Source organism: Streptomyces sp. YS-3 (assembly GCF_045257485.1).
Taxonomy (GTDB): Bacteria; Actinomycetota; Actinomycetes; order Streptomycetales; family Streptomycetaceae; genus Streptomyces.
In genome coordinates this window covers 1-11,094 of record NZ_JBJHPC010000217.1, presented here as the reverse complement: position 1 = coordinate 11,094, position 11,094 = coordinate 1, and the positions used below count along the sequence as shown (strand labels likewise).

General features: G+C 73.3%; 9 protein-coding genes. 4 read left to right on the top strand and 5 right to left on the bottom strand.

The features are described 5' to 3' along the window. Positions 1-250 (top strand): adenosylcobinamide-GDP ribazoletransferase (locus ACJA3G_RS18900; protein ID WP_406554182.1); only part of this gene is annotated, 250 nt, incomplete at its 5' end. On the opposite strand, the gene ACJA3G_RS18895 is transcribed toward ACJA3G_RS18900, so the two are convergent. From ACJA3G_RS18895 to ACJA3G_RS18875, 5 genes are read right to left on the bottom strand one after another with little or no spacing between them, the layout of a single operon-like run. Continuing rightward, entirely contained in the window at positions 247-1,101 is an 855-nt protein-coding gene (locus tag ACJA3G_RS18895) for an endo alpha-1,4 polygalactosaminidase (RefSeq protein ID WP_406554181.1), read from the bottom strand. The two genes, ACJA3G_RS18900 and ACJA3G_RS18895, sit on opposite strands and share 4 nt — an antisense overlap. After that, positions 1,098-1,778, bottom strand: coding sequence for a spherulation-specific family 4 protein (locus ACJA3G_RS18890; RefSeq protein WP_406554180.1), 681 nt, complete (start codon positions 1,776-1,778; stop codon positions 1,098-1,100). The genes ACJA3G_RS18895 and ACJA3G_RS18890 overlap by 4 nt, the downstream gene beginning before the upstream one ends. A 59-nt stretch (positions 1,779-1,837) precedes the next feature. After that, the gene (locus tag ACJA3G_RS18885; RefSeq protein WP_406554179.1) at positions 1,838-3,289 is read right to left on the bottom strand and encodes a hypothetical protein; all 1,452 of its coding nucleotides are present in this window, start codon (positions 3,287-3,289) and stop codon (positions 1,838-1,840) included. Further along, entirely contained in the window at positions 3,286-4,860 is a 1,575-nt protein-coding gene (pelF, locus tag ACJA3G_RS18880) for a GT4 family glycosyltransferase PelF (RefSeq protein WP_406554178.1), read from the bottom strand. The genes ACJA3G_RS18885 and pelF overlap by 4 nt, the downstream gene beginning before the upstream one ends. Before the next feature lie 36 nt (positions 4,861-4,896). Continuing rightward, entirely contained in the window at positions 4,897-6,909 is a 2,013-nt protein-coding gene (locus ACJA3G_RS18875; RefSeq protein ID WP_406554177.1) for a hypothetical protein, read from the bottom strand. A gap of 317 nt (positions 6,910-7,226) precedes the next feature. On the opposite strand from ACJA3G_RS18875, the gene ACJA3G_RS18870 reads away from it, so the two are divergent. From ACJA3G_RS18870 to ACJA3G_RS18860, 3 genes are all read left to right on the top strand, one after another. Continuing rightward, on the top strand, positions 7,227-8,747 hold the full coding sequence (locus tag ACJA3G_RS18870; RefSeq protein ID WP_406554176.1) for a leucyl aminopeptidase: 1,521 nt from the start codon (positions 7,227-7,229) through the stop codon (positions 8,745-8,747). Positions 8,748-9,043: 296 nt separating this feature from the next. Next, complete coding sequence (lpdA, locus tag ACJA3G_RS18865; RefSeq protein ID WP_190088689.1) at positions 9,044-10,432, top strand: dihydrolipoyl dehydrogenase; 1,389 nt, start codon at positions 9,044-9,046, stop codon at positions 10,430-10,432. 54 nt (positions 10,433-10,486) lie between these two features. Next, positions 10,487-11,094, top strand: a 608-nt coding sequence (locus ACJA3G_RS18860) for a biotin/lipoyl-containing protein (protein WP_406554175.1), incomplete at its 3' end; no start/stop codon positions are given.

The following is an 11,094-nucleotide window of genomic DNA, read 5'->3' as shown; positions in this document are numbered from 1 at the left end:
GCCGTGGCGGGCGGCGGGCGGGGTGGCCGTACTGGTGGCGGCGGGGTGCGCGGCGGCGGCCGGGCTGGCGCTGGGCCCCGGCGCGGCCCTCCACCACACCCTGGCGCTCCTGGCGGCCCTGACGGCGGCCCAGCTGCTCCTGGGCCACTGCGTACGCCGCTTCGGCGGGGTGACGGGAGACGTGTTCGGCGCGCTGGCGGAGACGGCCACGACGACGGCGCTGATCGTGGCGGCACTGGGGACGAGCTAGGACCCCCTCGGGCACGGCCGGCGCCACGTCCCCAGCTCCGACTCCTTCCGCATGGAGCTCAGTCCCAGCTTCCGCGCCACCTCGCAGAACGTGGCGGGCCCCTTGTCGTACTCGACGTGGAAGACCGCCTTCCCGGCGCGGGTGAACGCGCCCAGCGCCTCGCACTCGCCGAACTCCACGCACTGCTCGTTCACCGCGAAGTCGAACTCCCCCACCAGCTCCGGGATCTGGTCGAGGTCGTTCTTCAGTCCGACCGCCAGGCCCCGGTCGTGGGCGAGCCGCGCGACCAGCCGGTTGTACGCGAGCTGCTGCGCGGCCGTGAGCGGGAAGCCGGTCTCGTTGGCGTAGCCGTCCATGTTGTCCGGCTCGACCGCGTCGAACCCCTTCTCCCGGCACATGTCGAACCGCCGGGTCATCAGCGGCCCCAGCACGTCCGTACGGCGGACGTCGAGCCAGCGCTCACCCTTCCAGCCGTTGGGCCTGCCCAGCACCGACGCGGGGAACCGGCCGGCGTCCGGACGGAAGTCCTCCCAGGCGCCGGTGGACACGTAACAGATCACCTTGCGCCCACGCCGGTGCAGATCGTCGACCTGCGCCCGGGACACATGGAATCCGTCGACGTCGTACACCGGTACGTCCACCGTCGGGTCCAGCTCGCCGGTGAGCTGCCACTGCCAGGCGAGGCCGGGCCGTGGCTGCCAGTGCCCGCCGGTGGGGCGTGGCGCGGACACCGACGGCGCCGGAGCGGACTCGTCCGGCCCCGGTCTGTCGTCGTCGTCCGACGGGGCCGAGGAGCACCCCGCGACCAGGAGCAGCAGCAGGACCAGCGCGAGCGGGAGGCGGCGGGTCATCGGGCGTGCTCCAGGAGGTGCGGCAGCGTGCCCCAGGGGTGCGGGGCCACGCCCGGCACCGCGCAGTGCACGGGCGTGGCGGGCCGGACGCCGGGCGGGGCCGCGTAGAGGAGGTGGCAGAACCGCTCCGGCGGATGGGCCAGGGTCCACTCCGGGGCGCCCGCCCCCGGGTAGGCCGCCCAGGTGCCCTCGTAGGTGACGAGCAGGTCCGCGAGCGCGGCGTACCCGGGGTCGGGGTGGGTGCCGTGGTTGAGGACCAGGGTGCGGGCCCCGGCGGCGCGGGCGGCCACGGCGAGCCGGCGGTAGTGGCCGAGCAGCGCCGGGTCGGTGGCCGCCTGGTCGAGGAAGGCGCCGTCGGCCCCGTACCAGTCGCGGTGGTTCAGCAGGTCGCGTACGACGTCGGCGTGGGGGCGGCGGCCGTAGTCCGTGTCCGCGTAGCCCAGGACGGGCACGCCGGCTCTCCGCAGCCGGGCCGCCGCCTCGGCGAACGCCGCGTCGGGGGCCTGCCCGGCGCCGCTGGCGGGGTTGAGCACCACCCCGTACAGCCGGGGTGCCGCCGCGATCAGCGTCTCCCAGGCGTCGGGCCGGTCGGCCGGGTGGTCGTAGAACGGGACGAGGAGCTCCCGCCGCGGGGCGGAAGGGGCGGGCGTGGTCGGTGTGGCGGGTGTGGTGTGCATGGTGTGGGTGGATTCTCTCCCTGTGCGCGGGGCCGCCGCGGGCCCCGCCTCGGCTGCGGTCATACGCGGTGGGCCGTCGCCCGTCCCAGCAGCGCCCCCGCCAGCGCGGCGAGCACCACCGCGGCGGTGCCCGCCACCACCGGCCCGACCGTGCTCGGGTGGCCCGCCCCGGTCACCAGGGCCAGCACCTGCGCCCCGCCCGCCGCACAGCACACCGTGGCGGCGACGCGGACGGCGCCGTAGGACTGGAGCAGCAGCGCGGTCCACAGGACCGTGCCGGTGAGCAGCAGGCCCGTCAGCCGGAGCGCGCCGGGTTCCGGGGCGCCGGGCCACAGCAGGGTGCCGGCGAAGGCGAGGCCGCACAGCACGGCGAGATAGCCGCCCAGGCAGACCGCGGTGGTCACGGCGGTCGCCCGGCGGAAGCCGCGGGCGGTGGTGCGGGCCCGCAGCCCGGCCCGGCTCCGGCTGCGGAAGCGGTACAGCAGCCACTCGGCGGGCCCCATGCTCAGGGTGAGCGCGACGGCCGAGGGCGCGGCCACGGCGATCCCGGCCCCGCCGGCCGGCACGTCCCCGACGGCCGCGCAGAGCACCAGGACCCCGGTGCCCAGGCCGAAGAGCGCGTACGGGACGGCGGCGGCCAGGGACGGGCCCGGCCGGCCGTCGGCCGTGCCCGCCTCGCCGCCCGCGCCGGCCAGGGCGCGCCGGGCGAAGCCGGCCGCGGCGCCGAGCGAGAGAAGCAGCAGCCCAGTGCGTACCGGGTCGGGCAGGCCGGTGGCGGTGGCCGCGGCGGCGCCCGCCGCCACCGGCGCCAGCGCGTACAGCAGGTCCCGCTCGCGCCCCAGGACGAGCAGCACGGTCGCCGCCGCCAGATAGACCGCCTGCCCGGCGGCGAAGCCGGCCGCGGGCAGTTCGCCGGGCCCGCTCACCGCCAGCGCCACCAGCGCGCCGAGCACCGCCCCCACCGGGGCCCCGGTGCGCAGGGCGGCGCCCGCGGCGCGCCGGTCGCCGAGGCCGAGCCACGTGTACGCCCGGTGGGAGAGCCCCTGGTTCCACACCCAGCCGGTGACGGCCGAGGCGAGCAGCGGGACCGTGCCGAAGGGCAGGCCGAAGCGGTCCGCGGGACCGGCGAGCAGCGGCGCGCCGAGGACGTACGCGAGGCCGGGCAGGGCGAAGACCAGCCCGCGCAGCAGGCAGGCGCCGAGGGAGCTGTGCCAGGGGTCGGCGGCCGGGGGCGCGGCCGTCGGGTAGCGGCGCTCCACGCGCGCGTAGAGGTCCTCGGCGAGCTCGAAGGAGTCCCGCCGGCCGTAGGCGGTACGGATGTGGGGGTCGGTCATGCCGTCGGACTCCAGGATGGCCGCGATCTCGTCCGGGTGGACGGCGGCGGCTATCAACTCCTCCATCCGCTCGGCCAGTTCGTCGAGGGGGTCGGCGGCGGTGCCGTGGGGGCGCTGGCGCGGGATGAAGGGCAGGGTGTGCTGCCCCTCCGCGCCCAGCCAGAGCGAACCGCTCACCAGACGGACCCGTCGGACGCCAGCTCCCGGTACCAGGGGTCGGTGAGTTCGAGCGTCCAGTCGTCCGACGCACCCGGCACCTCGGCGGGCACCTCGGCCGGCACTTCGGCGGGCCGCTCGACGGGCGGCGCGTACCGGGGCAGGGGCTCCGGGGCCCCGGCGAGCTCCAGGTAGATCCGGCGGAAGCCGTCCACGGACCGGTGGAGGGTGAACTGCTCGACGACCCGGGCGCGGGCCGCCGCGCCCAGTGCCGCGCGCCGCTCGTGGTCGCGCAGCAGCGACAGGGCGGCCTCCGCCATCAGCGCGGGCTCGCGCGGCGGGACCACCAGGCCCGCGTCCCCGACGGCCTCGCGCACCCCGCCCACGTCCGTGGAGACGGTGGCGCGCCCGCAGGACATCGCCTCTATCAGCGAGAAGGGGAACCCCTCGCTGATGCTGGAGAGCATCACCACGCTTCCCGCCGCGTAGGCGCCGGCGACATCGCTGACCCGGCCCTCGTAGGTGATCCCGTCGGTGACGCCGAGTTCGGCGGCGAGCTTCTCCAGCCGCGTGCGGTAGTCCGCGTTGCCCTGCGGGACCGGCCCGAACAGCCGCAGCCGCACCCGCGGCAGCTCCGCCCTGACCATGGCGTACGCCCGGATCAGGGTCTCCAGGTCCTTGATGGGGTCGACACGTCCGCACCAGCTGAGGGTGGGCACCGCCGGGTCGGGGCCGGCGTGCGGGAAGAGGCTGGGGTCGACGCCGTTGTAGACCGTCCTGATGCGGTCGGCCGGCGCCCCGCCGCGCTCCTCCCAGCGGCGGTTGTACTGGTTGCACGGGGTGATGAGGTCGGCCCGGCGGTACCCCGTGGAGTTGAGCTCGCGGTAGAAGCCGAGGATCAGCGACTTCACCGGCCAGCTCTGCTCGCCGGTGCGGTAGCCGAGGTAGCGCTCGCGCAGATAGATGCCGTGCTCGGTGAGGAGGAAGGGCACGCCGTCGAAGTGCTGGGCGGCGAGCGCGGGCAGGGTGGCGAGACCGCTGCTGACCGCGTGCGCCACGCAGTCCTCCGGGAGGCGGGCGCTCAGCGGGCGCAGCGCGTGTTCCAGGAGGTCGGTGGCGGTCAGGGCGTCGTGCACGGTGGGCCGCGCGGCGGCCGTCTCCAGATGCGGCATGGTCCAGATCCACATCAGCGACCGCAGCGCGGCCTCCGAGCGCAGCGCCCCCGACAGGCGCCCGGCCCGGGCCAGCCGCGCCAGGGCGTACAGCCCCTGGCCGAAGTCGCAGCCGGACTCCGGGTCGAGCATCGAGAGCAGGAACCGCTCGTAGACGTCTATGAAGCGGCGCCGTTCCCTGCCGAGGAGGGGCCGGCGCCGCGGCGCCGGCCCCCACAGGGGGAACGCCGTGTGCCGGTACACGTTCGGCGGCAGCTCCCAGGTGACCGGCTCACGGCCGCTCCCGGTGAGGGCCAGGACGTTGAAGTCGACCTCCGGCATACCGCGGACGAGCTGGTCGCACCAGGTGCTCACACCGCCGTGGATGTGCGGATAGGTGCCTTCGGTGAGCATGGTGACATGACGGCCACTGCTCGGCATGGGTGTCCCCCCTGGACAGCGAATGTCGGACGGCCGTCAGGCCGGAAGCCTCAGCGTGACCGCCGCCTGGAGCGGTCCGGGTGAGGACCAGGCGGAGCGCCGGCCCGCGTACGGCGAGCCGAACACGGTGGTGCCGAGGAGCTGTTGCTGCTGGGTGCCCTCGGGGACCGTGACGGGTGCCGCCACGCCCGAGGGCGCCTGGACGGTGACGGTGGTGCCGACGCGGTACGCAGTGACCTTGCCGTCCGCGACCGCCTGGGCCCACGCGGCCTGGCGGCTCAGTTCGGCGCCGATGTCGCGCTGGCGCAGGCTGACGACGGGCGCGCTGTCCGCGAACAGGGCGCGGTAGTCGCCGAGCACCTTGTCCAGGACCGGGTAGAGGAGGCGCTCCTCGGCGAGGTTGGACTGGTGGACGTAGTGCGGGCGCGGGTCGTTGCCGAGCACGTGCCGCAGGGCGGTGGCGGCCTCCTGGGGCACGATGTGCGACGCGTACCCGGTGGCGGTGGGCAGCGGCCCCGGCAGACAGGTGGAGGTCGGGTTGTTCTCGCAGACCCCGCTGCCGCCGTCCGCCTTCGCGGTGTAGATCCAGTTGTACTCGTCGGTCATCTCGGCCGCGGTGCCCACGTTGTAGTACACGTTCATCGGGTGGCGCGGCACCGTGAGGGCCTGGCCGACCGGGCGCTGCTGCGGCTCGCGCGAGTTGTCGCTGCCGGTCCACCTGACCCCGGCGTCCAGGAGGCCGCCGGCCAGGTTGGGGTTGTCCTGCGGCTGCTGCGGCAGGGTCTTCAGGCCGGAGTGCTCACCGGTGACCAGTTCGGTGCGGTCGACCGGGAGGCCTTTCTGCACGCCCCACTGGTAGTTGTTGTTGATCTGGGCGGAGATGTCGCTCCGGCTGACCCACTTGGTGCTGCCGTCCGCGTTCTTCGCGCAGCTCCAGGGCACCGTGGTGGTGTCCTGGACGCAGCCGAGGAACTCGTGCGTGTAGGTGTGGTTCTCCCAGCGGAACGCGGCCCTGTCGGCGAGGAGCTGGGCGGTGAGCGCGTCGGTGCCGCCGTTCTCGGCCTTCCACTCCTCGCCGGAACCCGCGTTGTACAGCAGGTCGAGGGTGAATCCGCTGGACCGCTCCCACTGGGCGGCGTACTGCGCGTCGGCCGCCGTCATCCGGATGTCGCTCGTCGCGCCGCCCCCGCCGGCGCAGTCGAAGTCGCCCGGTGTGCAGTGGCGCGCGGTGTCCCAGCGGGCGTCCGGGGCGAAGACGTCGTCGACGTGCACGGCGAAGTAGCCGCGGCTCTGCCCGAGGTGGACGCCCTGGGTCAGCCACTCCACCATGCCGCGGGCCAGGACCTGGAACTGCTGCTGGTACTGGTTGTAGGCGAAGGTGACGACGAGTTCGCTGCGCCCGTCGTGGGTGTAGGACCCGACCAGGGAGCCGCCGGTGGGCGCGGTGAGATAGCTGGTGTAGCCCTCCCGGGGGTGGCCCGCGTAGCCGTAACTCTCCGCGACCGCGTCGGAGTTGTCCTCGAAGGGAACCGTTCCGTCGAGGTAGGCGAAGGGGCCCGCCAGCCCTTCCGGTGTGATCCGGGTCCTGGCGCCGTCGAGCACCCCGGCCCAGCCGCCGTCGCGGTCCGTGTAGTCGAGGCCGACCTCGGGGTGGGCCCAGGTACTGGCGTCGATCTGGCGGATGCCGAAGGTCTTCTCGTACGCCGCGAGCGCGGTCTGCTCGGGGGAGTCGGCCGAGCCGAAGGGGATCTCGTCGGGCGCGATCACGCCCTGGAACCTGGCGCGGGGACGCCCGTTCACCGTGTCACCGAGGAACGCCGCGTCGACCGTCGGGCGCCCGGCGTCGCCCAGCCGCACCGTCCGGTACGGCAGTCCGATGCTCCGGAGCTGGGCCGTCAGCGCCTGCACCGCGCCGCCTCCGTCGTCCAGGACGAGCACCTGGAGGTCGATGCGCGGGGACACCGCCGCGGTGTCGGCTCCGGCCGCGGGTATGCCCGCCGCCAGGAGGCCGGCGGTGAGCAGTGCCTTGGCCGTTCTGCCCGTTCTCATCCGGTTCGCCTTCTTCAACGTTCCCCCCTCATGGGGGCCCTTCCCTATGCGTGCGCACACGGCAGGACCTGTGGAAATGGTGCAAAGGAGCCCTGTGCGCCCTTGCCCGGACGCGCCGAGTGTGACCGAGCGGTCACAGTCTGGCGGGCAAACATTGAACAGACACCACGGATGAGTGAATTGCCGCCGCCGTGATCGGAGCGCTTCCGCGCGCGTACGCTCGTATCCGCGCCCAACTCGGCCGAATTACGATGCGCCGGGGCACAGCCGACCCATCCCTCGGCTCGAGAACTCAACGGAAGAGAGACTTCACCACCGTGACTGCTCTGACTCTCAGCACTGCCGGTGCCGCGACGCTGCGCGCCGACGCCGTGGTCGTCGGCATCACCAAGGGCACCGGGCCCAAGGGGGGTCTGGTCGTCGCACCGGGCGCCGAGGCCGTGGACAAGGCGTTCGGCGGCAAGCTCGCCGGCGTCCTGGAGACCCTGGGCGCCTCCGGTGCCGAGGGCGAGGCGACCAAGCTGCCGTCGCCGTCCGGTCTGAAGGCACCCGTCGTGCTGGCCGTCGGACTCGGCACGGCCCCCGACGAGGACGAGACGTTCGCCGCCGAGGTGCTGCGCACGGCCGCCGGTGTCGCGGCCCGCGCCCTCACCGGCACCAAGAAGGCCGCGTTCGCGCTGCCCGTGGAGGCGGCCGAGGACGTGGCGGCCATCGCGGAGGGCGCGCTGCTCGGCTCGTACGCCTTCACCGCGTACCAGGACGGCGCCAAGAACGGCAAGGCGCCGCTGGCCGAAATCGCCCTGACCGGCGCCAAGCCGCGTGACAAGGCTCACAAGGCCGCCGTCGAGCGCGCGGTCGCGCTGGCCGAGGAGATCAACCGCGCCCGCGACCTGGTGAACACCCCGCCGAACGACCTCTACCCCGAGTCCTTCGCCGCCGTCGCCACCGCGGCCGGCAAGGAGCACGGCGTCAGGGTCCAGGTGCTCGACGAGAAGGCCCTCACCAAGGGCGGCTACGGCGGCATCCTCGGCGTCGGCGCCGGCTCGGCCAACGCCCCGCGTCTGGTGCGCATCGGCTACACCCACCCCAAGGCGGAGAAGTCCCTGGCCTTCGTCGGCAAGGGCATCACCTACGACTCGGGCGGCATCTCGCTCAAGCCGGCCGGCCACAACGAGACGATGAAGTGCGACATGGCCGGCGCCGCCGCCGTCTTCGCCGCCGTCGTCACGGCCGCCCGCCTGGGCCTGAAGGTGAACGTCACCGGCTGGCTGGCGCTCGCCGAGAACATGCCGTCGGGCACCGCCACCCGTCCGGGCGACGTCCTGCGCATGTACAGCGGCAAGACCGTCGAGGTCCTCAACACCGACGCCGAGGGCCGGCTCGTCCTGGCCGACGCCCTGGCCAAGGCCTCCGAGGAGAACCCGGACGCGATCGTCGACGTGGCGACCCTGACCGGCGCCATGATGATGGCGCTCGGCAGCCGCACCTTCGGTGTGATGGCCAACGACGACGCCTTCCGCACCGCCGTCCACGAGACGGCCGAGGAGGCCGGCGAGCAGTCCTGGCCGATGCCGCTCCCCGCCGACCTGCGCAAGGGCATGGACTCCCCGACCGCCGACATCGCCAACATGGGTGAGCGGATGGGCGGCGGCCTGGTGGCCGGTCTGTTCCTGAAGGAGTTCGTGGGCGAGGGCATCACCTGGGCCCACCTGGACATCGCGGGCCCGGCCTACAACGAGGGCGCCCCCTTCGGCTACACCCCCAAGGGCGGCACCGGCTCCGCGGTCCGCACCCTGGTCCGGCTGGCCGAGCGCACCGCCGACGGCGAGCTGGGCTGACCCCTGTGACACCGATGGCCTCGGGCATATGCCCGAGGCCATTCGTGTTCACCCCTCGCACGCGGCCGGGTTCCGCTGTGGACGAAATCCGGGGATACGTACCCGGTGATCGCCCGCCAGAGGGACGATCGGCCGTCTCAGACCCCGGCCCCGCGTCCCGCCTTCCGTCAACAAGTGCGAAGATGGGTTCTCGGCAGGACAGGGCCCCCACCACAGGGCCGAAGAAAAGCGGCCGAACACCAGCCGCCGCCGGTCATCGACGACCGCGCCCGGCGCACATGCATGGAGGACGTGACGTGGCGAACGACGCCAGCACCGTTTTCGACCTAGTGATCCTCGGCGGTGGCAGTGGCGGCTACGCCGCGGCCCTGCGCGGAGCGCAGCTGGGCCTGGACGTCGCACTGATCGAGAAGAACAAGCTCGGCGGCACCTGCCTGCACAACGGCTGCATCCCCACCAAGGCCCTGCTGCACGCCGGCGAGATCGCCGACCAGGCGCGCGAGGCCGAGCAGTTCGGTGTCAAGGCCACCTTCGAGGGCATCGACATCGCGGCCGTCCACAAGTACAAGGACGACGTGATCTCGGGCCTCTACAAGGGCCTCCAGGGGCTGGTCGCCTCCCGCAAGGTGACGTACATCGAGGGTGAGGGCCGGCTGTCGTCGCCCACCTCGGTCGACGTCAACGGGCAGCGCGTCCAGGGCCGCCACGTCCTTCTGGCGACCGGCTCCGTGCCGAAGTCGCTGCCGGGCCTGGAGATCGACGGCAACCGGATCATCTCCTCGGACCACGCGCTCACCCTGGACCGGGTCCCGCAGTCCGCGATCATCCTGGGCGGCGGCGTCATCGGCGTCGAGTTCGCCTCGGCGTGGAAGTCCTTCGGCACCGACGTCACGGTCGTCGAGGGCCTCAAGCACCTGGTGCCGGCCGAGGACGAGAACTCCTCCAAGCTCCTGGAGCGCGCCTTCCGCAAGCGCGGCATCAAGTTCAACCTGGGCACCTTCTTCCAGAAGGCCGAGTACACCCAGAACGGTGTCAAGGTCACGCTGGCCGACGGCAAGGAGTTCGAGGCCGAGGTCCTCCTCGTCGCCATCGGCCGCGGCCCGGTCTCCCAGGGCCTCGGTTACGAGGAGCAGGGCGTCGCGATGGACCGCGGCTACGTCCTGGTCGACGAGTACATGCGCACCAACGTGCCCACCATCTCCGCCGTCGGTGACCTCGTCCCGACGCTCCAGCTCGCGCACGTCGGCTTCGCCGAGGGCATCCTGGTGGCGGAGCGTCTGGCCGGTCTCAAGACCGTCCCGATCGACTACGACGGTGTGCCGCGCGTGACGTACTGCCACCCCGAGGTCGCCTCCGTCGGCATCTCCGAGGCCAAGGCCAAGGAGATCTACGGTGCGGACAAGGTCGTCGCTCTGAAGTACAACCTCGCGGGCAACGGCAAGAGCAAGATCCTCAAGACCGCGGGCGAGATCAAGCTCGTCCAGGTCAAGGACGGTGCCGTGGTCGGCGTCCACATGGTCGGTGACCGTATGGGCGAGCAGGTCGGCGAGGCCCAGCTGATCTACAACTGGGAGGCTCTGCCGGCCGAGGTCGCGCAGCTCATCCACGCGCACCCGACGCAGAACGAGGCGCTCGGCGAGGCGCACCTGGCGCTGGCCGGCAAGCCGCTGCACTCCCACGACTGATTGCCCTCGGGCGCGACGACCACTTCCGCAAATCTGTAAGGAGAAACTGAAACCATGTCGGTTTCCGTAACCCTTCCGGCGCTCGGCGAGAGCGTCACCGAGGGCACCGTCACCCGCTGGCTCAAGGCCGAGGGCGAGCGCGTCGAGGCCGACGAGCCGTTGCTCGAGGTCTCGACCGACAAGGTCGACACCGAGATCCCGGCCCCCGCCTCCGGCATCCTGGCCTCCATCAAGGTGGCCGAGGACGAGACCGTCGAGGTCGGCGCCGAGCTGGCGATCATCGACGACGGCTCCGGCGCCCCGGCCGCCGAGGCCGCCCCGGCGCAGCAGGCTCCGGCGCAGGAGGCCCCCGCTCAGGAGGCCCCCGCACCGCAGGCCGCGCCGTCCACCGAGACGCAGACCCCCGCCCCGGCCCCGACGGCCGAGGCCGCCTCCGGCGGCAGCTCCGCCGAGGGCACCGACGTCGTCCTTCCCGCGCTCGGTGAGAGCGTGACCGAGGGCACCGTCACCCGCTGGCTGAAGCAGGTCGGCGAGGAGGTGGCCGAGGACGAGCCGCTGCTGGAGGTCTCCACCGACAAGGTCGACACCGAGATCCCCGCCCCGGTCGCCGGCGCCGGAGCCGTCGTCGATGATCGCCAGCTCGGCGCCGACCTCGACGGTCT

What these genes read in the sequence shown, in the direction of transcription:
- pelF (WP_406554178.1), bottom strand. Translation starts at nt 4,860, where the DNA reads ATGCCGAGCAGTGGCCGTCATGTCACCATGCTCACCGAAGGCACCTAT.
- ACJA3G_RS18890 (WP_406554180.1), bottom strand. Translation starts at nt 1,778, where the DNA reads ATGCACACCACACCCGCCACACCGACCACGCCCGCCCCTTCCGCCCCG.
- ACJA3G_RS18895 (WP_406554181.1), bottom strand. Translation starts at nt 1,101, where the DNA reads ATGACCCGCCGCCTCCCGCTCGCGCTGGTCCTGCTGCTGCTCCTGGTC.
- ACJA3G_RS18875 (WP_406554177.1), bottom strand. Translation starts at nt 6,909, where the DNA reads ATGAGAACGGGCAGAACGGCCAAGGCACTGCTCACCGCCGGCCTCCTG.